Source organism: Lutispora sp. QWL-02, assembly GCF_058315355.1.
On record NZ_CM177762.1, the window covers coordinates 2,593,300 to 2,617,317 of the forward strand.

Genomic DNA, 24,018 nt, shown 5'->3' on the forward strand with positions numbered 1-24,018 from the left:
TAAAATTATGGCAATAATAACCTCCATAATAGTATGGAGGTTATACTTATGTTTGAAGATAAAAGAAAAGGGAAGAAAAAGTTTATCGTATTTATAATGGGACTAATGCTTTTTATTGCTTTTTCCATAAGCTACTATATAAACATGGGCACAGAAAATGAAGCAAATAGCTTTAATAAAATCAATGAAAACTTGAAAGTTCCAGAAAGTTTAAAAAACTTTACTAAGGTTGATGTTGATAATGTCATAAATGCAAACGAGATTGCAATTGAAGAAGATTTTGTACTGAATGAGCATCATAAAATCAATTATGTTACATCATTTACGATATGTGGTCATAAAATTGAGAAAACAATAAATTTGCCACCTGCATTTACAGGATTGAGCGAAGAAGAATTTATGAAGAATAATACCGGCTGGAGCCTGGCAGGTATAGATGAAGATTTTATCACTCTGACCAAGGATATTGAGACTTATTGTCCCAGGCATTTCATTATTGGCATAGAAGGTGAATATATAGCTATTTATGTCTACAATGATAATGGTGAAAAAATATTGAAAGAAAAGACAGATATTATTATTGATACACTAACGCCTGAAGACCAGATAATGCTGCAAAGCGGTATAGTTGCAGATACCGAGGATGACATGGAACAGAAATTGGAAGGATTTAGCAATTAATAGTAGGCAAAGTTAATTTGCTTACAGCTTGTATGCTTTATAAAAATGGGGCAGCGATTTTCCTGCTTTATTTTTTTTCAGAAAAAGGTTATAGTATTCATAACGAATATATGTTTGGATTGGATGTGTTTTGCTTGATAATTATGGGCATTGACCCTGGAATAGCGATATTAGGTTATGGAATACTGGACCTGGAAGGCAATAAATATAAAATAATAGATTACGGAGCTTTGACCACAGAATCCTATGTACCAATGCCTGATCGCCTTACTTGTCTATATAACGGATTGAGCTTACTGTTAAATAAATATAAACCTGATGCCTATGCTATAGAAGAATTGTTTTTTAACAAGAACATAAAGACTGCTCTTACAGTAGGACATGCCAGGGGGATAGCTATATTGGCCGCCTCTATTTTGGGCATACCAATTTTTGAATACACCCCTTTGCAGGTAAAACAAGCAATAGTAGGTTATGGAAGAGCTGATAAGAAACAAATACAGCAAATGGTTAAAATGCTTTTGCGTTTGAATGAAACGCCAAAACCTGATGATGTAGCCGATGCACTTGCTGTAGCAATATGTCACGGCAATTCCTCAAGGTTTTCTAGTTTATTTAAGTTATAAAGGAGCAAAAAAATGTTTGATTATTTAAACGGTATTATAGCAGAGACAAAAGAAGATCATGTGGTAATTGATATTGGCGGTATAGGATATAAAATATTTTCTTCTGCCAATACTATTTCGGATTTAAGAGTAGCAAATAAAACAAAAGTATATACCCATATGCATGTCAAAGAAGATGATTTGATACTATACGGTTTTTCCAGCAGAAATGAACTGGATATATTCAAGCTTCTTATATCTGTATCGGGAATAGGACCTAAGGCTGCGCTATCATTATTGTCCTGCCTAAAGCCTAATGAGTTGGTTTTAGCCTTAGGCACTCAAAATATTAAAGCTCTGACTCAAGCTCCGGGCATTGGCAAGAAGACTGCAGAGAGGATATTGCTGGAGCTCAGGGATAAAATAAATATTGATTCAGAAATTCTAATGAATGTAAATGATGAGAAGGGTAATAATATGCCGGAGGTAATAGATGCATTGATGTCCTTAGGCTACAGCTATAATGAGGCATCATTGGCATTCTCCAAAATAGAGGACAAGGAAAAGCCTATAGATAATCTGATCAAAGAGGCATTAAAACAACTCTCAAGAGTTTAAACGGGGGTAAAGATGGAAGAAAGATTAATAACTGCTAATATAATGAATGAAGATAATGAAAATGAAATGAATCTGAGACCTAAATTTTTGGATGAATACATAGGACAGACAGCAGTTAAAGAAAAGATGAGTATTTTTATTGAAGCGGCAAGAAAACGGAATGAATCCTTAGATCATGTTCTGCTGTATGGCCCGCCAGGGCTAGGAAAGACTACTCTGGCCAATATCATAGCTAATGAATTGGGCTCCAATATTCGGGTTACTTCTGGACCTGCCATAGAAAAGCCTGGGGATTTGGCAGCCATATTGACCAATCTCAACAATAACGATGTGCTTTTTATTGATGAAATTCACAGGTTAAACAGAAGTGTGGAGGAAATATTATATCCTGCAATGGAGGATTATGCTATCGATATTATAATCGGCAAAGGTCCCAGTGCAAGGTCCATAAGACTTGATATACCCAGCTTTACTTTGATAGGGGCTACAACCAGGGCTGGCATGCTTTCTGCTCCGCTGAGAGACAGATTTGGGGTTATATGCAGGCTTGATTATTATAATAATAAAGAATTATATGAAATCGTATATAGATCGGCGAATCTTCTTAGGATACACATTGAAGAGGATGGAGCGGAAGAAATTGCAAGAAGATCGAGAGGTACACCAAGAATAGCAAACAGGCTGCTAAGGCGTGTGAGGGACTTTGCTCAGGTGAAAGCTGACGGCAGAATAACAAGAGATGTAGCGGATGAGGCACTCAAGCTTCTTGAAGTCGATCATATAGGTTTAGACAATATTGATCGCAAGATGCTTCTTACCATAATTAATAAATTTGGCGGAGGTCCGGTAGGGTTAGATACTTTAGCGGCTTCTATAGGTGAGGAGTCAAATACTATTGAGGATGTTTACGAGCCATATTTGCTGCAAATCGGTTTCCTTAATAGGACACCCAGAGGCAGAATGGTAACTCATTTAGTATATAAGCATTTTAATATTGCAGAGTAAAAAATCTTAGGCTATAAAGCCATAACCGAAAACAAAAAAATTGATATGGGTTATTAAAATTTTTGAAGGATATGTTTAGCTTTTGTAGAACTATAATTAAGTAAAAAATTTAGGAAGGTATATAATATGCAGAGACATTATAAGAGTTTATACATAGTTTATATAGCTTTAGTTTTAACATTAACGTTTATATCACCGGTAAATGCATCACCCATTATTCCCGAAAGGGTTAAAGTAGGCTTGAATTATAATTCTGCAAGCAGTGAGATGGTCATAAGCTGCAATTCTCCTGCTGTTGTTAACTCTTTGAATGGTGAAGACAGATCTGCTTTATTAAATGTTTCAAAGCCTTTAAAGCTGTCTTTCAGAACAGATGGCTATTACAATATCATTGATAGAGAAATAAAAAAAATTCAATATATAAAGGCGGTCAAATACCAGGGAGACATTATTGGGCCTTATCATATACAAATTGGCGAAGCTTTCGCTGATTATGATACTGCAGAAAAATTATTGAAAAATATAAAGACAAAGCTGCCGAATTCATTTTTGGCTTACGATGGAGTATGGAGTGTATGGACTGGTTTATTTTTGGACGAGAAACAATGCGTGGATCAAATAAATATTTATAAAGACGAAAACAATTCTTACACATATAAACCGGTGGAGCCTGATCAAAGAAGAATACAAATAGCAGATGTGAATAATAATGATGTGATGCTCATATATAAGACCCAGCAGGTAGAGATAAAATCTTCAGAAAGTATGAAGAATACAAATCCGTTAGAGATCAATGGAGTTAAATATAGAGGAAATATATTGCTAAAAACCCAAGATGACGGCAGCATCTTCGCTATTAATGATGTTGCCTTTGATGAATACTTGTATAGCGTAGTAGGAAGCGAAGCAAATCCTGCCTGGCCTATTGAGGCATTAAAAGCTCAAGCGGTTGCAGCCAGAAATTATGCTGTTATCAATTTAGGGAAACATAACAAAGATGGTTATGATTTATGCAGCACCACCCATTGCCAGGCTTATAAGGGTTACAGTAAAGAGCATGAAAGCACAAATAGAGCAGTAGCTCAAACGAAGAATAAATTGGTGTTTTACGGTGATGAAGTGGCAACTACTTTCTATCATTCGAGCAGCGGAGGCCATACTGAGAGCTCAGAAAATATATGGAGCGAAGAAATACCCTATTTAAGAGGTGTTGACGATCCATTTTCCATTGGGAGCCCCAATGACTCATGGACCCATGCATTGGACAGAAAAGCAATGCAGCAGAAATTGGTAGAAAATAATATGGATATCGGAGATATAATTGACGTAAATATTATTGAAACAAGTGAGTTTGGAAGAGCAAAAAAGGTTGAAATTACCGGCTCAAAAAGTGCTGTTATATTGGAGAAAGAGAAAATTAGGACTATTTTTGGCACATCAAATATAAAAAGTATATGGTATGAAATCAAGACAGATTCCGATGTGAATATTTATGATACAAATAGTAATAGCATAAGAGTAAAAAGACCACAGGGATTGCATATAATATCTGCGTCTGGACAGGCCACTATAGAACCGTCAAGTAAAAAAATTAGTATAAAAGGATTGTTTGATGTTCAACAATATAATATAATGCCGCAAACCTATATTTTAAACGGCAAGGGCTGGGGCCATGGAGTAGGTATGAGCCAGTACGGTGCAAAGGGTATGGCTGACAGCGGATACAGCTTTATAGAAATATTAGAGCATTATTATACTGGAACAAAAGTGAAGTAGGGAGAATAGCATGAATACATCGGACTTTTATTATGATTTGCCCCAGGAGTTGATAGCTCAGGATCCTATTTATCCTAGAGATATGTCAAGACTGTTGGTATTACACAAGGAAACCGGCAATATAGAGCACAAAACCTTTAGAGATATTTTGAATTATTTAAACCCGGGAGATTGCCTGGTGCTTAATAATACAAAAGTGATCCCTGCCAGGCTGTACGGCATAAAAGAAGGAACACAGAGCAGTATAGAGTTCTTGCTGCTGACCAGAAAACCCAATGATATTTGGGAAGTAATGCTCAGACCAGGGAAAAAGGCAAAACCGGGATCCAGATTTATATTCGGAGGAGGTGAATTGGTTGCCGAGGTTATGGAAATAGTCGAAGGCGGCAACCGGCTTGTAAAATTTAGCTATGAAGGTGTGTTTGAAAATATACTGGATAGATTAGGCAATATGCCTTTGCCTCCGTATATTAAGAAAGAGCTGAAAGATAAAGAGCGATATCAGACAGTTTATTCAAAACATGAAGGATCCGCTGCGGCCCCTACCGCGGGATTGCATTTTACAGATGACTTGCTGGAGGAAATCGAAAAAAAGGGGGTGAAATTAGCTTATATAACACTTCATGTTGGATTAGGCACATTCAGACCTGTTAAAGTAACTAACATAGAAGAACACAAAATGCATTCGGAATACTATGATATAAGCCGTGAGAGTGCTGATATGATCAATTCTTCAAAAGAGAAAGGGAAAAGAATAATCTGTGTTGGAACGACATCGACTAGGACAATAGAGTCCGCAGCCGATGCTGATGGCATTATAAGTGAAAAAAAAGGTTGGACAGATATTTTTATCTATCCGGGTTATAAATTTAAATGTACTGATGCATTAATAACCAACTTTCACCTTCCTGAATCAACACTTATGATGCTTGTAAGCGCGTTGGCAGGGAAAGATAAAATAATGAATGCATATAAAGAAGCAGTAAATCTAGAGTATAGATTTTTTAGCTTTGGAGATGCGATGTTAATAATATAATTTTTAGGGGGAATGTATTACGTGAGTAAAAACCTGGGGTTTTTTAAGAATAAGCTTATTAAATATACATATTATCTTGAAATTATATTGGCCTTATTTATTATTGCTGCAATTATTGTTAGTGCGGTTGATTTAGCAAAGTATATATATATCATTTTTAAAACAAATCCAATCGATACATATTTGGTGTTTCAGAAGTTTTTAGGGCATATATTGCTGCTAGTAGTGGGTGTGGAACTTGTAATAATGCTCATGTCCCATTCTACTTCCAGTGTTCTTGAGGTTGTACTCTATGCTATCGCGAGAAAGATGCTTATTTATAGCGATACGACCCTTGACATTGCGTTAGGTGTTGTCGCTATAGCGATAGTTTTTGCTATTAGAAAATATCTCTTTACAAAGGAAATAAAAATAGAAGGAAATGGGCATGTTTTTTCTGCTGCCATATCTGTATATGATGCGAATACCATTACCGGTTTAAATATACCTGAAAATTTAGGCAATACTATAGGTGGAGTAATAACAAAGATGGCAGAAGATACTCATAGACCTGTATATGAGGGGATAGATTACAGAGTAGGAAATGCAAAACTCAAGGTGCTTTCAATAAAAGACGGGTTAATAGAAAAAGTACTCATTGATAATATAGATGAATAGCGAGGGAAATAATTAGTGGCAGTAAAATACGAGCTAATAAAAGAAAGCAAGGATACATATGCCAGACTGGGAAGAGTTCATACACTCCATGGTGTTATTGATACACCAGCATTTATGCCTGTCGGTACTCAAGCTACCGTTAAAGCTATGAGTCCGGATGAATTAAAAGACATTGGAGCCCAAATTATACTTGGCAATACATATCATTTATATATTAGACCTGGGCACAAGCTTATAGAGGATTTCGGAGGCCTTCATGGCTTTATGAATTGGGATAGACCTATATTAACAGATAGCGGAGGCTTTCAGGTATTCAGCTTGAATGAGCTGCGAAAAATAAGCGAAGAGGGTGTCGAGTTCAAATCTCATTTGGATGGTTCAAAGCATTTTTTTTCGCCTGAATATGTAATGGAAATCGAAGAGTCACTTGGAGCCGATATCATCATGGCATTTGATGAATGTATGCCATATCCCTGCGATAAAGACTATGCGAAAAAATCCATGGAAAGAACTGTTAGGTGGCTGAAGCGATGTGAAAAAGCACATACTAAAACCGGTACACAAGCCTTGTTTGGAATTGTACAAGGCGGCATCTTTAAGGATCTAAGAATAGAAAGCGCCAAAATGACCATTGATGTTGATCTCCCGGGATATGCAATCGGAGGGTTAAGTGTAGGCGAACCTAAAGAAGAAATGAATGAAGTATTGGAGTATACGGTTCCGGTATTGCCAAAAGATAAGCCAAGGTATCTTATGGGCGTAGGAAGCCCTGACTCCTTGATAGATGGTGCGATAAGGGGCATTGACATGTTTGATTGTGTGCTGCCGACCAGAATAGCTAGGAATGGCACCGTTATGACTTCGGAAGGAAAGCTTGTTGTTAGAAATGCTGAGTACTCCAGGGATTCAAAGCCACTGGATGAAAAATGCGATTGCTACACTTGCAGGAATTTTTCAAGGGCTTATATAAGGCATTTGATCAAAGCTGGGGAGATATTAGGAGGTCGTTTGACGACCATACATAATCTTAGATTTTTACAGAATCTAATGAAGGATATCAGAAGTGCCATAAATGAAGATAGGCTTTTAAGCTTTAGAGAAGAATTTTTTGAAAGTTATGGCTACAAAAAATAAATGAAAAGAAGGATTTTTCACATTTTTATTGAATATACAATGCGGAGGAGGGATGCATAATGCCAGCATGGGTTTCAACAATTTTAATGTATGTTGCAATCTTGGGAATATTTTATCTTCTACTCATCAGACCTCAAAGAAAAAAGGATAAACAAATCCAGGAGATGAGAAGTAATATCAAAGAAGGAGATGAAATATTAACTATCGGAGGCATCTATGGTAAAGTTCTTAATGTTAAGGACGATGCAGTTACCATAGAAGTCGGAGCAGATAAGACCAAGCTGAAGATTGCTAGATGGGCTATCGGTAAAAAAGTAGAAGCTTAATACAGAAAGTAACTTGAAATACCTCAAGTTACTTTCTTATTTATGAATAAAAACACCTCAAATGGAATAATGTTTACTGAAAATAAATATTATTGGGGGTGCGGCTATGCAACGCTTTAAAAAGAAAGCTATTAAATCGTATGATAAAGAAAGTGAAAATAAAATATTGATATTGGTAAAATCAATATTTCTTGCATTGATTATCTCATTAGTATGCATAATAATATATGCTGTGGTATTATCAATTACACCCGTGTCAGATAACACAATGTCTATAATTACACAAGTTATAACCATGATAAGCATTGTAGCAGCAGCTATGTACTGCAGCAAAAAAATCAAAAGCAAAGGATGGCTGTATGGTATAATAATAGGCATCATATTTGTATTGATCATCATTCCCATAAGCATGATATGGGGCCAGATTCCTGCTTTTGATAAGTACTTTATTGCAAAAGTCTTGATGGCTTCACTGGTAGGCTTTATCGGGGGAATTGTCGGTGTAAATATGTCTTAAATACTTTAATAAAATTGCGGATTGTGTTATAATTTATGGGAAAAAACTATTAGGAGGCACCAAATATGAAATACATAAAGACTATAAGCAAAACAACTCATGGTGAAAGGGCCATAAACGGCGGCTGCGGAGAATGCCAGAATTCATGTCAATCAGCATGCAAAACTTCATGCACGGTTGCAAATCAAAAATGTGAAAACTTGCTGAATTCACGAATCGGGAAAAATTCCTCAGTTGAAAATAGCTAAGCTAATATGTTACATAAAGCAGTAACAATGATATCTATGTTACTGCTTTAAAATTATATGAAGCAAATATTGTACTATTTTGATATTCCCTTTGTCATTGACTCCAAAAGCTAAAAGTAATATAATAACCATTGTGAACTTTTAAAAGGGGGAGTACAGATGAATTCGAAAAACATAGTAAAATTTTTGGCGATAGTCGCATTGATCGGTATATTAAGCTATGTTGCAGCATATGGACTTCAATTGGGGAAATATGAAGTTATACCGGTAAAGAATCTTATTAAGCTGGGATTAGATTTGAGGGGGGGCGCCGAGGTAGTACTTGAAGCTCAGGATAACCCCAACGATCCTGTAACCGATGAAAAAATAGAAAGGGCTATTGCTACTATAAGAGAGCGTATCGACTCCCTGGGAGTAACTGAGCCTACTATAACAAGACAAGGGGCAAAAAGAATACGAATAGGTTTGCCAGAAATACAGGATACACAGAGAGCCCTTGAAGTGATTGGAAAAACAGCTCAGCTGAAATTTGTAGATGAAGCTGGTAATACAGTATTAACGGGCAATGATATTAAGGAAGCCAAAGCAGTTTATGCATCACAAAGTCAGACAGGCATACAAGAACCTGTAGTATCATTGGAATTGACTTCTGAAGGAGCAAAGAAATTTGCCTTAGCAACTTCTAATAATGTAGGCAAAATAATCGCTATTTACCTTGATGAAAGTGTAATTTCTGCTCCCCAGGTTAATGAAGCCATAACAGATGGCAAATGCCAGATCTCCGGCAGGATGACTATGGAAGAGGCAGCAGACTTAGCAATGCTTATAAGAGCAGGTGCTCTGCCTGTAGAGCTTAAAACATTGCAGGTTACCAGCATAGGCCCTGAACTTGGAGCCAACTCTTTTGATAAAAGCTTGGCCGCAGGCGGGATAGGCATTTTGCTAGTATTGGTATTTATGATTTTATATTATAGATTGCCTGGTCTAGTAGCTGATATAACTTTGGTATTGTATATCTGCATAGTACTGTTTGCTTTAGCTGCATTGCAAGCTACTTTAACGCTGCCGGGCATAGCTGGTATAGTATTATCTATAGGTATGGCGGTAGATGCCAATGTGATCATCTTTGAGAGATTGAAAGAAGAACTTAAACTGGGCAAAAGTCTGAGAGCAGCAATTGATTCCGGGTTCAGAAGAGCCTTCCTGACTATATTTGACTCAAACATCACGACTTTGATTGCAGCAGTTGTACTCTTCTACTTTGGCACTGGTCCCATAAAGGGCTTTGCGGTTACCTTATCCATCGGTATCTTAGCCAGCATGTTTACTGCAATCGTTGTAACTAAGCAATTGATGAAGCTGGTATCCAGCATCAGTGCTTTATCTAATAAAAAGTTATATGGGGCATAGGGGGTAAAGCTTATGAAAAATTTTAAATTTGTTGAAAACAAAAAAATATGGTTCTCCATATCCATCATAATAATTGCAATAGGCTTGATCTTCACTTTCATCAATGGCGGTTTGAATTTTGGAATTGATTTTACCGGAGGAGCAACTATTCAGGCAAAGATCGGGAAGACCTTTGAAGTATCTGAAATAAGAGCGATAATGGATAAGTATGACAAAGAAGCAACGGTAACATATGCCGGTGAGGCAAGAGATGAAGTCGTCATCAGAACAAAACTGGCATTGGATGATGCAAATCGTAAGGCAATTTTGGATTCATTCATTGAAAAGTATGGCATAACAACCGGCAATATCAATTTTGAAACCATAGGCCCTGCTATAGGTAATGAGCTTAAAAAACAAGCATTATGGGCTTTAGTTTTAGCTAACATCGGCATATTGATATATATTTCTTTCAGATTTGAATGGAAATTTGGGCTGGCGGCTGTAATTGCATTAATACATGATGTCATTATGATGATCGTTTTGTATGGTGTCACCAGGATCCCGGTAAACAGTTCATTTATTGCAGCCATATTGACTATAGTCGGATATTCTATAAATAATACAATTGTTATCTTTGACAGAGTGAGAGAGAATTTAAAAAATGTTAAGAAGATCGATGATGTTCAGCTGGTTAACGAAAGTATAAGCCAGACTTTGTCCAGGAGTGTCAATACTTCACTTACTACATTGCTGACGGTATTGGCGCTGTATATTCTTGGAGTGCCGGCAATCAAAGATTTCGCTTTACCTTTGATAGCAGGCATATTAGCCGGAACCTATTCTTCAATTTTTATATCAGGTCCTTTATGGATAATTTTAAAGGGAAATTCAAAGCCAAAGACAAGAACAGCTCATTAAATTTAAAGGTAACGGATCATTTCCCGTTACCTTTTTTAAATGACTCCTGATTCGGATGCAATCGTTATCAGCCAACGCAACAGATGCTGCTAAAAGTTATTGCAGTAAAAACTTCTTTATATTTTACAATAAATAGATTATGCTATTTATAAGTAACATATTGTAAAGGTGGGACTGTGCATGCAATTCATTATTGTTATTTCGATGTTCTTCGCTTTGTTTATTGCGCTTTTTGCTATTCAGAATGCGACAATCATTACTATTAATATATTGTGGTACAAGTTTAATATGTCGCAGGCCGTAATAATACTGGCTTCAGCTTTATTTGGGATTCTTATTATGCTTCCTTTTGATATAGCAAGAAGGATTAAGCATGGCATAAAGATCAATGATTTGAACAACAAAATAAAAAGGCTTAATGAAGAATTAAACATGCTTAAGGTTAAGGAAAGCACAAATAAACCTGTTGCAGAATTACAACCTGAAGATGAAATCAATGCAAAACAGGAATAAATTATGTAGGTGATATTTTGATAAAGAGGTGGCTGGCATATAAAAAAGATTATTCTATAGTTGATGAACTGATAGAAGAATTAAATATTTCGGAAGTCCTGGCGAGAGTACTTATAAACAGAAATATAGAGACGGTAGAGGATGCAGAAATTTTCTTAAACCCATGTTTGGATGAGCTTGAAGATCCATGCCTTATGAAAGGCATGGATTTAGCTGTAGAAAGAATAAAAAATGCTATAATTTGCGGGGAAAAGATATGCATATATGGTGATTATGATGTAGATGGCATAACAAGTGTTTCAATGTTATATACGGTTTTAAAAAGGATAGGCGGAAATGTAAGCTATTACATACCCAACAGATTGGATGAAGGTTATGGATTGAATCGTCAGGCAATAGAACAAATGATTGGACAAGAAATCCAATTAATAATCACTGTAGATTGCGGTATTCGCTCAATAGATGAAGTAGAATTTGTAAATAGCGCAGGAAGAGACATAATAATCACCGATCATCATGAGTGCGGTGAAATTATACCTGATGCTTATTCAGTAATAAACCCTAACCAAAAAAACTGCAGCTATCCTTTTAAATGCCTTGCGGGAGCCGGGATTGCCTTTAAGCTTTCTTGTGCATTAGCTCATGGATTTCAGATAAATGAGCTGCACGAAGATATTATTGATCTGGCTGCTCTCGGTACAGTAGCGGATGTGGTTTCATTACTGGGCGAGAACAGGATAATAGTAAAAAATGGACTGGAAAAGATAAAAACCTTGCCTAACATTGGAATAAAGGCTCTTATTGATGTTTGCGGCATAGATGTAAACAATATTAATACTTATCATTTAGGCTATTTGCTGGCACCCAGGCTTAATGCTGCGGGCAGGCTTGGCGACCCTGCCATAGGGGTGAAGCTCTTGACCGCGACGGATGAGGAACATGCCTATAAAATTGCCGAAGAGTTAAATAATCTGAACTCGCTTAGACAAGCCATAGAAAATGACATATTGGCCTTTGCATCTGAAGAAGCAGAAAAACAAAATGATATAAAGCATGGAAAAGTGATGGTTATAAGCGGAGAAAACTGGCATATCGGGGTTATTGGAATAGTTGCTTCAAGGTTGGTAGAAAAATTTGGTTTGCCTGTGGTGCTAATTTCTATGGATGGTTCTATAGGCAGAGGATCTGCAAGGAGTGTCGCTGGTTTTAATCTATACGAAGCCATGAATAAATGCAGTTCCCTTTTTGAAAAGTTTGGCGGCCATGAAATGGCGGCAGGACTGACAATAAAAAAGGAAAATATAAAACGTTTCAGAGAACTGATCAACCAAGCAGCTGTAGAAATGCTTGAAGGCAGAGAACTCATTCAAGAAATATATGTGGACTATAAAATTGACGATATTGATTCACTTCCGGAGCTTATAGAGCAAATGAACGCATTGCAGCCTTTTGGAGAAGGAAATCCGATGCCTTTATTCGTATTCCGGAGGTTGTTGGTAAAGGATATAAAGTTGGTAGGAAACGGCAAACATCTGTCGATATATTTAAATGATGGAAGCAATTCAATCAAAGGTATTGGATTCAATATAGGATTTATGATTAATTCTATTGAAGTTAACCAAAAGATTGATATAATATGTAGTGTAGAAAAAAATGAATGGAATGGCATAGAGAGTGTTCAGCTTAATATCAAAGACTTAAAAAAGACCAAATAAAGTTAGATTTGGAGGCAGGACGAGTGGATTTAGAAAAATATATAAGGGTGATAGAAGATTTCCCTGTTAAGGGTATCAGCTTTAAAGATGTTACTACACTATTGAAGGATGGCGAAGCCTTTAGGTATGCCGTAAAGCACATGGCAGACAAAATAAGAAACCAAAAGATCGATTTGGTTGTAGGCCCTGAAGCCAGAGGGTTTCTATTTGGTGCTCCTATAGCATATGAGCTTGGAGTCGGCTTCGTTCCTGTAAGAAAACCGGGAAAGCTTCCGGGTGAAACTATGAAGTATGAATACCACCTGGAATATGGCAGTGATAGCTTGGAAATTCACAAGGATGCTATAAAGCCCGGGGATAGAATAGCAGTCATAGATGATTTATTGGCAACCGGAGGAACTATATTATCTGCAGTCAAGCTCATAGAGAGTCTTGGAGGAATAGTTGTCCATATCGGATTTTTAATTGAATTAGAAGAATTGATGGGGAGAAAATCCCTATCTGAGTATAATATAAGTTCAATAATTAAGTATTAGAACTATAAAGCTCCTGGATAACCAACAGGCGTTCATGGGTATCAAACCCATTGAATTGAGTCTTTGTTGTTCAGGAGATTTTTTTATCTACTATATGGAATTGATATATCTATAATTTTAGAAGATGGTGTTAATATGCTCCAGGAATTAATTGATAAAATTAAAAAATATAATCCTACAGGAGACTTTACAATAATAAACAAAGCCTATGATTTTGCTTTAAATGCTCATCAAGGTCAAAAAAGGATCTCCGGCGAAGACTATATAATTCATCCAACAGCAGTGGCAGAAATACTTGCTGATTTGAATATGGATAATGCAACCATAGCTGCGGGTATGCTTCATGATGTAGTTGAGGATACAAAATATAGCTATAATGATATAAAAGATCTATTTGGCGAAGAAGTTGCTATGCTGGTGGATGGTGTTACAAAGCTTGGGAAATTGGAATATAGAACAAAAGAAGAACAGCAAGCCGAAAATCTGAGAAAAATGTTTATTGCCATGGCTAAAGATATAAGAGTGATATTGATCAAACTGGCAGATAGGCTTCATAACCTTAGAACCCTAAAATACATGGCTAAAGAAAAACAATATGAAAAAGCAAAGGAAACAATTGAAATATATGCGCCTATAGCTCACCGGCTCGGTATATATAAAATTAAATGGGAAATGGAAGATTTAGCCCTTAGATATATTGATTCGGAACACTATTATGAACTGGTTGAAAAGGTTGCAAAAAAACGAAAAGAAAGAGAAGAATATATAAACAGTGTTATAAAAACATTACAGGATAAAAACGAGGAAATGGGTATAGTGGCCCAAATAGAAGGGCGTCCTAAAAATTTTTATAGTATATACAAAAAAATGTATCATCAAAATAAGGCTTTTGAACAAATATTTGATCTTACCGCAGTAAGGGTTATAGTTGATACTGTAAAGGATTGCTATGGAGTCTTGGGTATAGTTCATACTTTATGGAAGCCCATTCCCGGCAGATTCAAGGATTATATAGCTATGCCCAAGCCCAATATGTATCAATCCTTGCATACCACTGTGATCGGACCGGATGGAGAGCCCTTCGAAGTACAAATAAGAACCTGGGAAATGCATAAAACATCAGAATATGGAATAGCAGCTCATTGGAAGTATAAGGAGGGCAAGTCCTCCCAGAATGAGTTTGATGAAAAGCTTAAATGGCTGAGGCAGATGCTGGAATGGCAGAATGAAGTAAGGGATACCAAGGAATTCATGGAAACCCTGAAAATCGATTTGGTGATAGATGAAGTATATGTATTTACTCCAAAAGGCGATGTAATTGATTTGCCTGTTGATTCTACACCAATCGACTTTGCTTATAAAATTCATAGCGCTATCGGTAATAAATGCGTGGGAGGAAAAATTAACGGAAAAATTGTTCCTCTTGATTATAAGCTTCAAAATGGAGATATAGTGGAAATAATCACTTCTGCAAACTCCAATGGACCCAGCCGGGATTGGCTTAAAATAGTTAAGAGTTCACAGGCAAAAAACAAGATACGCCAATGGTTTAAAAAAGAAAAAAGGGACGATAATATCCAGAAGGGGAAGGATATCCTTGATAAGGAAGTAAAAAAATTAGGCAATAGCTTATCAATTCCAATAAAAAATGAATGGATGGAATCCGTTTATAAAAGGTTCGGCCTTCACTCATTGGAAGATTTGTATGCATCTTTAGGTTATGGCGGACTTACCTTGAATCAAATAATGATGAAGCTTAAAGAAGAGATAAGAAAAAATCAAAAAATTGAAGTAAAAGAAGAAGAACAATTAGAAAAGCAAATCAAATCCGTTCAGAATAAAAAGAAAAGCACAAATACAGGCATACGGGTAAAAGGTGTGGAAAACATTCTTGTAAGGTTTTCAAAATGCTGCAATCCAGTTCCTGGTGATGAGATTTTAGGCTATATAACAAAGGGGAGAGGGGTATCCATACACAGAAAGGATTGTCCTAATGCAAAGGATTTAATTTCAGAGCCGGAAAGGTTGGTGGAGGTTGAATGGAATACCCAAAGCCTGGTTTCATACAATGCTGATATTCAGGTAAAAGCTAACGATAGGCAAGGCTTGCTGGCGGAAATAACTTCAATAATTAATGAAAGCAAGATCAATATTGTTTCTTTCTACTCAAGAACTTCTAAAGACAAGACTGCAAATATCAACTTTATTTTAGAAATAAATGATATAGAGCAGTTAAATAAGCTCATAAGAAAATTTAGAAGGATTGAAGGGGTAGTAGATGTATTTAGAGCAAAACAGTAGGAGGCAAGTTCATGAGAGCTGTAGTTCAGAGAGTAAAAATAAGTCATGTCGAGGTGGACGGTAAGATCACAGGCCAGATAGGCAAGGGCCTGATGATTCTTCTCGGTATAAGCGAAGATGATAAGACTGAAGATATAGATTACATGGTGGATAAAATCACTAATCTAAGGATTTTTGAAGATGATGAAAATAAAATGAATTTATCTTTATTGGATGTAAAAGGGGAACTCCTTGTCGTATCTCAATTTACGTTGTACGGAGACTGCAGAAAAGGAAGAAGGCCGAGTTTTATAAAGGCTGCAAGACCTGAAAAAGCTCAGCAATTATATGATCTGTTTATTAAGAAGGCTGAAGATCTCAATGTTAAAGTACAATCGGGAGTTTTTCAGGCCGATATGACTGTTTACATTGAAAACGACGGACCAGTTACATTAATAGTAGATAGTGAAAAAATAATTTAGTTGGAGGCAAATACGTTGAGATTTAAAAGACTGCCTTTAGGCATATATCAAGCTAATTGCTATATTTTGTGGGATGAAGATACGAGTAAATCCGCAGTAATTGACCCAGGCGGAGATTTCGAAGAACTGAAAGAGTTTGTTGAAAGTAATAAGCTCTCCGTCGAATATATTATTCTCACTCATGGGCATGGAGATCATATAGGCGCTGTAGCAGAAGCACGGGACTATTTTAAAGCGGAAATTTTGATTCATAAAGATGACTGTGATATGTTAAAAAATAATGAAAAGAATTACTCAAGCAAACTTGGATATGAAAAAATAGAAATAGAAGCAGATAAAGAATTAAATGATGGAGATATTATCAACCTTGGATCAATAGATTTATACATCCTTCACACACCCGGTCATACAAAAGGAAGCATTTGCATCAAATGTGAAAATACAGTTTTTTCAGGCGATACACTGTTTGCAGGCTCCATAGGAAGAACAGACCTAAACGGAGGCTCTTTTGAGGATATAATCAATTCTATCACTAATAAATTGCTTACCCTTTCGGACAATACTGAGATATATCCGGGTCATGGGCCTTCGACGACCATAGCTATAGAAAAAAGGAGCAATCCTTTTTTAAAAAATTGAGGTTGGTGGATAGAGGAAAAGATGATATTACTAAAGCTTATTGGACATGAATATATGAATGAAATATCGGATATTATCAAGCTTTTCTTTGGGAAAGAAGTGATAAGGCTATATGGTAATTCGGAAAATGATGATATGAATGGTGAGTATGTTTTAATTGAAAGCGAGATTATCACAGCTGAAAATAAAACATTCTATAAATCTTCATACTGTTGCTTTACCGGCGATAAGACATATGATTATACTCTTGTTAAAGAAGGCGGTCTGCTAAATTCCAAGGAAGTGAAGAAGGCTCTAAAAGTATCCATGTATAAGCTTTTGTCAAAAATAACCGATAAAAAATTGCCATGGGGGATTCTTACGGGTATCAGACCTATAAAAATAGTGCATCAGCTTTTGGGAAAAAATATGCAAAAAGATGAGATAGTTCACTACTTGAAAGACGAATATTATGTCAGTGATGACAGGGCTTTATTATCTATAAAAGTAGCTTTAGCTGAAGAAAAATATATAAGAAAACCAGATAAAAATCAAATAAGCATATATATTGGCATACCTTTTTGTCCAACTAGATGCAACTATTGCTCCTTTACTTCAAACCCCATTGATAAAAGTAAAGATCTTGTCCAGCCTTATCTTGATGCACTGATGACGGAAATAAGCCAAGTTTCTCAATATCTAAGAAATAAGGGGGTTAAAGCGCAGTCTGTCTATATAGGAGGTGGTACGCCTACCTCAATAAGTGCTGAAGATTTGAGGAAACTGCTAGGATGTATAAATGAGTTTTGGCATAGCAGTGAAGAGTTCACCTGCGAAGCAGGCAGACCTGATACTATTACGGCTGATAAGCTAAAAGCACTGAAAAGCCAGGGAATAACGCGGCTTAGCATAAATCCTCAGACAATGGATGATGAAACATTGATAAGAATAGGCAGAAAGCATGATCATGCACAAATCATTGAAAGTTTTCATTTGGCAAGAACCTTGGGATTCGATAATATTAATATGGACATGATTTTAGGACTGCCCGGCGAGGGTCTGGAGGAAGTAAAAAATACATTGAATTGGATGGCTCGATTGAATCCTGAAAATGTTACTGTGCATACCCTGGCTATAAAAAGGGCTTCAATATATAATGAAATAAGCCCGGATATGGGAAAACATTGTGATGATATGGTTTATGAGACGATGGAGCTGACGAGAGAAGCGCTTGAGGAACATGGTTATCACCCGTATTATCTATATCGCCAGAAATACATGGCTCAAAATTTAGAAAATATAGGTTTTTGCAAGAAAGACAAAGAATGCATATACAATATACAAATTATGGAAGAAAAGCAGAGCATCATCGCTTTTGGAGCGGATTCGGTCAGCAAAGTCTTTTTTCAAGAAGAAGACAGGTTGGAGAGACAGCATGATATCAAGGACTTAAAGCTTTATATAAGAAATATTGAAGATCAGATTGATAAAAAGCTGGAGCTTTTAAGCAAGCTTTTCTAAGAAATGGGAAGACAAATGATGAATATATATTGACATATTTATCATGCAATTATATAATAATAAACATTATATAAGCAATGAATGGGATAGTAGATATTTTGTCACTTGACAGGGAGGGGAGCCGCTGATTGAGAGCCCCTTAAAGCAGGCAATATTGAAAGACACCCATGAGCTTCCAAGTTGAATATTATTAGATTTGGACGTATTTCTGCGTTAAGGAATGAAGATGGATATTATCCAAGCAGGGTGGCACCGCGAGATGAGCTCTCGTCCCTGACATATATGTCAGAGATGGGGGCTATTATTTTAATATGAAACGGAGGAATATATATGATAATACAAGGGCCAAAAGGCACAAAGGATGTATTGCCTTCCCAAGCCTATAAATGGCATTATATTGAAGGAAAGATAAGAGATTTGTGTTCCATAAACGGCTATTATGAAATAAGAACACCGGTTTTCGAACATACCGAATTATTTGAAAGAGGTGTCGGTGAAACCACGGATATTGTCCAAAAGGAAATGTACACCTTTAAGGACAAGGGTGGAAGAAGCATCACATTAAAACCAGAGGGAACAGCACCGGCCGTAAGAGCCTTCATCGAAAATAATCTTTTTAACGAGCTCCAACCAACCAAGATGTATTATATAACTCCCTGTTACAGATATGAGAGGCCTCAAGCAGGGAGGCTCAGGGAGTTTCATCAATTTGGCGTTGAAGTATTTGGCACACAAAGCCCATATGTTGATGCAGAAGTAATAAATGTGGGCATGATGCTATTTCAAAACCTGGGAGTGAAGAATCTGGAACTAAGAATAAACAGCGTGGGTTGCCCCAAATGCAGGAAAGATTATAACGCTAAGCTGAAGGCATTTCTTGACCCTGAGCTTCAGCACTTATGCAAATTCTGCCAGGGCAGGTATGACACAAATCCTTTAAGAATACTGGACTGCAAAGAAGAAAAGTGCAAGGAAAGATTGGTCAATGTTCCTTTTATGCTTGACAATCTATGTGATGACTGCCGGGCTCATTTTGAAGGGCTAAAAAAAGGATTGGATATTATAGGACTGAATTATATAGTTGATCCTAAAATAGTAAGGGGCTTAGACTATTATACCAAAACGGCTTTTGAGATAGTGTCCAATGATATTGGTTCACAGGGCACCGTATGCGGCGGCGGAAGATATGACGGCTTAATCGAAATGTGCGGGGGGCCAAGCACACCGGGAGTTGGATTCGGCTTAGGGTTGGAAAGACTACTGCTTACTATAGAAAATCAAGGAATACTAATACCTGAGCAAGAAAGCTTAGATGTTTTTATAGCTGCTGTGGGCGAAAGAGCTGATGATAAAGCAATGGAAGTACTTTTTAAATTGAGAGCAGCTTCAATAAAAGCTGAAAAGGATTACTTGGGAAGAAGTTTAAAAGCTCAGATGAAGTATGCAAATAGGATCAATGCCAAAACAGCTATTGTTATTGGCGATGAAGAGATTGAAAAGGATACTATAAGCATAAAGAATATGAGGAGCGGTGAAGAAGTAAATGCATCTTTGAGCGGCATTTCAGAAATAATCAAAGAGATAAGGGGATGGAATAATGGCAAAATATAAAAGAACTCATATGTGTGGAGAGTTATCCATAAGCAATTTAGGCGAAAAGGTATTCCTGACAGGGTGGGTTCAAAAGAGCAGGGACCTTGGGGGCCTGTTGTTTATAGATTTGAGAGACAGAACAGGTATCCTTCAAGTGGTTTTTGATAAAGATAAAGATTTAGGATTATTTGAAAAGGCTCAAAAAGTAAGAGGAGAATACGTTATCTACGTATCGGGTATCGTTGGGCAGAGAGATGAAAAGGCAATAAATAAAAGGATGAAGACTGGTTATATTGAAATATTGGCATCCGATATAAATATAATCAGCAAAGCAGAAACACCCCCAATTTATATAGAAGATGATTTAAATGTTTCAGAAAATCTAAAGCTCAAATATAGATATCTTGATTTGAGAAGACCCTCAATGCAGAATATTTTCTTTACAAGACACAATGTAAATAAAATTATAAGGAATTACTTTGATGAGAAGGGCTTTATCGAAGTAGAAACGCCAGTGTTAACGAAGACCACTCCCGAAGGGGCTCGGGATTATCTTGTCCCCAGCAGGGTGCAGCCAGGAAAATTCTATGCTTTGCCTCAATCTCCCCAGCTTTTTAAACAGATATTAATGGTATCGGGCTTTGATAGATATTTTCAGATTGTTAAATGCTTCAGAGATGAGGATTTGAGAGCTGACAGGCAACCCGAGTTCACTCAATTGGATATGGAAATGTCTTTTGTTGAATCAGACGATGTTATGTTGATTATTGAAGGTTTGATTAAGAAGATATTTAAAGATATAAAAAACATGGAGATATCTACACCACTGCCTAGGTTATCCTATAATGAAGCTATGGAAAGATATGGCTCAGATAAACCGGATGTAAGATTTGGATTGGAATTAAGAGATTTAAATGATATTTTATCTGATTCTGAATTTAAAGTGTTCTCCGATGCAATAAAAGGCGGGGGAAGTGTAAAGGCGATAAATGCTGAAGGCTGTGGTTTTAAGCTTAGCAGAAAAGAAATTGACAGCCTGGGAGAATTTGTGAAAACTTATAGGGCAAAAGGCCTTGCCTGGATAAACTTTACCGAAGATGGTATAAAATCTCCTATAGCTAAATTTTTGAAGGAAGAAGAAATGAAATCAATTACTGAAAGAATGAATGCTAAGACAGGAGATATAATATTTATAGTAGCTGACAGCAAAAAAGTGGTGCATGATTCATTAGGTCAACTAAGGCTTGAACTGGGCAGAAGGTTTAATTTAATTGATAAAAATAAAATTGGTTTACTTTGGGTTACCGAGTTCCCGTTACTGGATTATGATGAAGAAGAAAAAAGATATGTTGCCATGCACCATCCATTTACCAGTCCAATGGATGAAGATATAGAATTGTTGGACAGTGATCCTCTAAAGGTTAGAGCAAAAGCCTATGATATTGTATTGAACGGCTATGAGCTTGGAGGCGGGAGCATCAGGATACACGACAGTGAACTACAGGAAAAGATGTTTAAACTTTTAGGTTTCTCTAAAGAAGAGGCTTGGAGAAAGTTCGGTTTTCTCCTTGAAGCATTTAAATACGGCACGCCGCCTCACGGGGGATTGGCCATTGGTGTTGATAGGTTAATAATGCTGCTTACCGGAACTGATAATATAAGAGATGTAGTTGCATTTCCCAAAACTCAAAGCGCAAGTTGCCTGATGACAGACGCACCGTCCTTCGCTGATGAAGGTCAATTAGCGGAGTTGAAGATCAGCACAGATAGTGATTTATCCAGATTTGAGTCATAGAAGCCGTTGCTGTGAACCATAAGGTAAAAAAATATTGGAATGAAATGCACCCTGTCCTAATGGGCAGGGTGCATAATGTGAAAAGAAATGCTCATCAAAATTAAGCATATGCTGTCAATACGCAAGTATTTCATAACCCGTTTCTGTTACGAGCACCGTTTTTTCCCATTGTGCAGAAGGCTTTCCATCGGCAGTATAAACTGTCCAGTTATCGGCTTCATTCATTGATATTTTGGCTTTCCCCATATTTATCATAGGCTCTACAGTAAAAATGAGGCCTGGAACCAAAAGCATACCTGTCCCTTGTTTGGACACATAACTGACCCAAGGGTCTTCTTGAAATTGTAGGCCAATACCATGGCCGCCTATTTCCCGAACAACAGAATAACCATTTTTCTTAGCATGTTCATTGACTGCTTGCCCCACATCTCCGAGCAAACCCCAGGATTTTACCTGCTCAATGCCCAACTCCATACATTCTTTCGCAACATGAACAAGTTTTTGCTTTTCGCTGGAGACCTCACCGACACAAAACATGCGGGAAGAGTCTGAAAAAAAGCCGTTGTAAATCGTAGATACATCAATATTTGCAATATCTCCGTTTTTCAGGACCACACGGTCAGAAGGGATGCCATGGCATACGACCTCATTGATTGAGATGCAAACGCTCTTGGGATATCCCTTATAATGAAGAGTTGCTGGCGTGCCTCCCAACTCCTTGGTTTTTTCGTAAATTAGCCGGTCAAGCTCCTCAGTGGCTATTCCATCAACAACATAATCGCCGATAAAATCCAGCAAGGCTATGTTAAGTTTACTGCTTTCCCGGATACCTTCAATTTGTTTTTGGGTTTTAAGCAATTTGCGGTGAGGTACCTCGTACCCTTGTGAATGGTAGCTTGCCATTTGCTCCTCAATGGAGGCATGGCATTTTTTATATTTGAGTCCGCTGCCACACCAGCAGGCATCGTTTCTTCCAAGTTTGCCAGACATACTTTACTCCTTACATTCACAAATTCGGAGGAAGCAATACCCTATAGGCCAGATTGGACAGGAGAAGCATTTGAAGCTTTCCGATATTGGCGGGGGGAGCATTTAAATGTTGCAGCAAACGCCCTTGCTAGCGATTCAGATGACGAGTACCCGTAACGTAAAGCAATATCGGTGATTTTGTCATCGGTGCTGCAAAGATCATAAGCAGCAGCTCTTAATCTGCATTGGGCGAGAAATTGTTTATATGTCATGCCCATGTGCTCTCGAAACTTTGCAGAGCAGTAAAACGGTGAGTAACCAACATATGATGACATGCCTTTCAAAGTTGGGTTCTCAGTTATGTTATTCTCTACCCATTTGGCCATTGTTTCTATTGTTTGAACAGACATTTGCTTCACTCCTCTTCCCAGTATATCGATCAATGCGGATGATTACCTGACATAAGTTGCACACATGATCATAAACAAAGCCATCAATAAACATTTATTGTTTTCTATTATATATCCCTTCATCAAATTTCACAATAATGCTTCCGCCTCAACGTGCATTTCAGGCCTTTGAGGACAGTTATATTGAAACCTTTGACCGTATGATTCTATATGAAACCATCAATGGCGAAGGCCATATGGCATAAATTTCCAAGATTGAGTTCGAAAAATACTGTGTAAAAAGCTGAAAGTTGTATATTCTAAAAGTATATTTAAAAATAACTATTGACATATATTTTGCAGGTAGTATAATAACATTAGGTACCGGTATGGGGTATGGGAGGTAAGGATTTGATAGAACAAAAAGAAGAACGAAAGCTTCAGATTTTAAGCAGGTTAAAAAAGGTTGAGGGTCAGGTTAAAGGCATACAAAAAATGGTTGACGAAGGAAAATGCTGCGGAGATATTATGGTGCAAATTTCTGCAGTCAGATCCGCAATAAACAAAATTGGCGGGCTTATGCTTGATGGATACATTAAAGAATGCATACCTGCTTCTTACAAAAACGATCAATCAGAGAAAAATCTTGATGAGTTGATTGATACGATTGTTAAATACGTGAAATGAAGGTATA

25 protein-coding genes and 1 other annotated feature are annotated in these 24,018 nt (G+C 37.0%); of the genes, 23 read left to right on the top strand and 2 right to left on the bottom strand.

What is annotated here, in order from left to right; translation table 11 throughout:
* The first annotated feature begins 48 nt into the window (after positions 1–48).
* The 22 genes from AC4HCY_RS12100 to aspS all read left to right on the top strand — a co-directional run bounded on the left by AC4HCY_RS12100 (position 49) and on the right by aspS (position 21,966).
* A complete protein-coding gene (locus AC4HCY_RS12100; protein WP_323433501.1) occupies positions 49–681 on the top strand; it encodes a BofC C-terminal domain-containing protein in 633 nt (210 codons plus the stop codon).
* Positions 682–815: 134 nt separating this feature from the next.
* Positions 816–1,307 carry a crossover junction endodeoxyribonuclease RuvC gene (gene ruvC, locus AC4HCY_RS12105; protein ID WP_491094340.1) on the top strand — a complete coding sequence of 164 codons (492 nt, stop codon included), beginning with the start codon at positions 816–818 and terminating at the stop codon, positions 1,305–1,307.
* A 12-nt stretch (positions 1,308–1,319) separates the two neighbouring features.
* Complete coding sequence (ruvA, locus tag AC4HCY_RS12110; RefSeq protein WP_323433499.1) at positions 1,320–1,904, top strand: Holliday junction branch migration protein RuvA; 585 nt, start codon at positions 1,320–1,322, stop codon at positions 1,902–1,904.
* Between the two features lie 12 nt (positions 1,905–1,916).
* Positions 1,917–2,909: a Holliday junction branch migration DNA helicase RuvB gene (ruvB, locus tag AC4HCY_RS12115; RefSeq protein ID WP_323433498.1), complete on the top strand. Its 993-nt coding sequence runs from the start codon at positions 1,917–1,919 to the stop codon at positions 2,907–2,909.
* A gap of 126 nt (positions 2,910–3,035) precedes the next feature.
* On the top strand, positions 3,036–4,685 hold the full coding sequence (locus AC4HCY_RS12120) for a SpoIID/LytB domain-containing protein (RefSeq protein WP_491094341.1): 1,650 nt from the start codon (positions 3,036–3,038) through the stop codon (positions 4,683–4,685).
* A gap of 10 nt (positions 4,686–4,695) precedes the next feature.
* Positions 4,696–5,721 carry a tRNA preQ1(34) S-adenosylmethionine ribosyltransferase-isomerase QueA gene (gene queA, locus AC4HCY_RS12125; RefSeq protein WP_323433496.1) on the top strand — a complete coding sequence of 342 codons (1,026 nt, stop codon included), beginning with the start codon at positions 4,696–4,698 and terminating at the stop codon, positions 5,719–5,721.
* Positions 5,722–5,742: 21 nt separating this feature from the next.
* Complete coding sequence (locus AC4HCY_RS12130; RefSeq protein WP_323433495.1) at positions 5,743–6,378, top strand: transporter associated domain-containing protein; 636 nt, start codon at positions 5,743–5,745, stop codon at positions 6,376–6,378.
* Between the two features lie 15 nt (positions 6,379–6,393).
* On the top strand, positions 6,394–7,512 hold the full coding sequence (gene tgt / locus AC4HCY_RS12135; RefSeq protein WP_323433494.1) for a tRNA guanosine(34) transglycosylase Tgt: 1,119 nt from the start codon (positions 6,394–6,396) through the stop codon (positions 7,510–7,512).
* Positions 7,513–7,571: 59 nt separating this feature from the next.
* Positions 7,572–7,838 carry a preprotein translocase subunit YajC gene (gene yajC / locus AC4HCY_RS12140; RefSeq protein WP_255227261.1) on the top strand — a complete coding sequence of 89 codons (267 nt, stop codon included), beginning with the start codon at positions 7,572–7,574 and terminating at the stop codon, positions 7,836–7,838.
* A gap of 106 nt (positions 7,839–7,944) precedes the next feature.
* Positions 7,945–8,355, top strand: coding sequence for a TIGR04086 family membrane protein (locus AC4HCY_RS12145; protein ID WP_323433493.1), 411 nt, complete (start codon positions 7,945–7,947; stop codon positions 8,353–8,355).
* 65 nt (positions 8,356–8,420) lie between these two features.
* Positions 8,421–8,603, top strand: coding sequence for a six-cysteine ranthipeptide SCIFF (scfA, locus tag AC4HCY_RS12150; RefSeq protein ID WP_323433492.1), 183 nt, complete (start codon positions 8,421–8,423; stop codon positions 8,601–8,603).
* 159 nt (positions 8,604–8,762) lie between these two features.
* The gene (gene secD, locus AC4HCY_RS12155; RefSeq protein WP_323433491.1) at positions 8,763–10,013 is read left to right on the top strand and encodes a protein translocase subunit SecD; all 1,251 of its coding nucleotides are present in this window, start codon (positions 8,763–8,765) and stop codon (positions 10,011–10,013) included.
* Between the two features lie 12 nt (positions 10,014–10,025).
* Positions 10,026–10,913 (top strand): protein translocase subunit SecF, encoded by an 888-nt coding sequence (gene secF / locus AC4HCY_RS12160; RefSeq protein ID WP_323433490.1) that lies wholly within the window; start codon positions 10,026–10,028, stop codon positions 10,911–10,913.
* 180 nt (positions 10,914–11,093) lie between these two features.
* Positions 11,094–11,426, top strand: coding sequence for a LapA family protein (locus tag AC4HCY_RS12165; RefSeq protein ID WP_323433489.1), 333 nt, complete (start codon positions 11,094–11,096; stop codon positions 11,424–11,426).
* 17 nt (positions 11,427–11,443) lie between these two features.
* Positions 11,444–13,141: a single-stranded-DNA-specific exonuclease RecJ gene (gene recJ / locus AC4HCY_RS12170; RefSeq protein ID WP_491094342.1), complete on the top strand. Its 1,698-nt coding sequence runs from the start codon at positions 11,444–11,446 to the stop codon at positions 13,139–13,141.
* 23 nt (positions 13,142–13,164) lie between these two features.
* Entirely contained in the window at positions 13,165–13,677 is a 513-nt protein-coding gene (locus AC4HCY_RS12175) for an adenine phosphoribosyltransferase (protein ID WP_323433487.1), read from the top strand.
* 135 nt (positions 13,678–13,812) lie between these two features.
* The gene (locus AC4HCY_RS12180; RefSeq protein WP_323433486.1) at positions 13,813–15,978 is read left to right on the top strand and encodes a RelA/SpoT family protein; all 2,166 of its coding nucleotides are present in this window, start codon (positions 13,813–13,815) and stop codon (positions 15,976–15,978) included.
* An 11-nt stretch (positions 15,979–15,989) separates the two neighbouring features.
* Positions 15,990–16,439 carry a D-aminoacyl-tRNA deacylase gene (gene dtd / locus AC4HCY_RS12185; protein ID WP_323433485.1) on the top strand — a complete coding sequence of 150 codons (450 nt, stop codon included), beginning with the start codon at positions 15,990–15,992 and terminating at the stop codon, positions 16,437–16,439.
* 15 nt (positions 16,440–16,454) lie between these two features.
* Positions 16,455–17,078 carry an MBL fold metallo-hydrolase gene (locus AC4HCY_RS12190; RefSeq protein ID WP_323433484.1) on the top strand — a complete coding sequence of 208 codons (624 nt, stop codon included), beginning with the start codon at positions 16,455–16,457 and terminating at the stop codon, positions 17,076–17,078.
* A 21-nt stretch (positions 17,079–17,099) separates the two neighbouring features.
* Complete coding sequence (gene hemZ / locus AC4HCY_RS12195) at positions 17,100–18,578, top strand: coproporphyrinogen dehydrogenase HemZ (RefSeq protein ID WP_491094343.1); 1,479 nt, start codon at positions 17,100–17,102, stop codon at positions 18,576–18,578.
* 68 nt (positions 18,579–18,646) lie between these two features.
* Positions 18,647–18,856, top strand: a binding site (T-box leader).
* Between the two features lie 52 nt (positions 18,857–18,908).
* Positions 18,909–20,189, top strand: coding sequence for a histidine--tRNA ligase (gene hisS / locus AC4HCY_RS12200; RefSeq protein ID WP_323433482.1), 1,281 nt, complete (start codon positions 18,909–18,911; stop codon positions 20,187–20,189).
* Entirely contained in the window at positions 20,176–21,966 is a 1,791-nt protein-coding gene (gene aspS / locus AC4HCY_RS12205; protein WP_491094344.1) for an aspartate--tRNA ligase, read from the top strand. Before hisS ends, aspS begins: the two co-directional genes overlap by 14 nt.
* A 114-nt stretch (positions 21,967–22,080) precedes the next feature.
* Here aspS and AC4HCY_RS12210 read toward each other — a convergent pair whose 3' ends face one another.
* Both AC4HCY_RS12210 and AC4HCY_RS12215 read right to left on the bottom strand, forming a co-directional pair.
* Positions 22,081–22,956, bottom strand: a complete 876-nt coding sequence (locus AC4HCY_RS12210; RefSeq protein ID WP_491094345.1) for a methionyl aminopeptidase — start codon at positions 22,954–22,956, stop codon at positions 22,081–22,083.
* Positions 22,957–22,997: 41 nt separating this feature from the next.
* Positions 22,998–23,345 (bottom strand): helix-turn-helix transcriptional regulator, encoded by a 348-nt coding sequence (locus AC4HCY_RS12215; protein ID WP_323433479.1) that lies wholly within the window; start codon positions 23,343–23,345, stop codon positions 22,998–23,000.
* 390 nt (positions 23,346–23,735) lie between these two features.
* On the opposite strand from AC4HCY_RS12215, the gene AC4HCY_RS12220 reads away from it, so the two are divergent.
* Positions 23,736–24,011 (top strand): metal-sensitive transcriptional regulator, encoded by a 276-nt coding sequence (locus AC4HCY_RS12220; RefSeq protein ID WP_255227277.1) that lies wholly within the window; start codon positions 23,736–23,738, stop codon positions 24,009–24,011.
* Positions 24,012–24,018 lie beyond the last annotated feature (7 nt).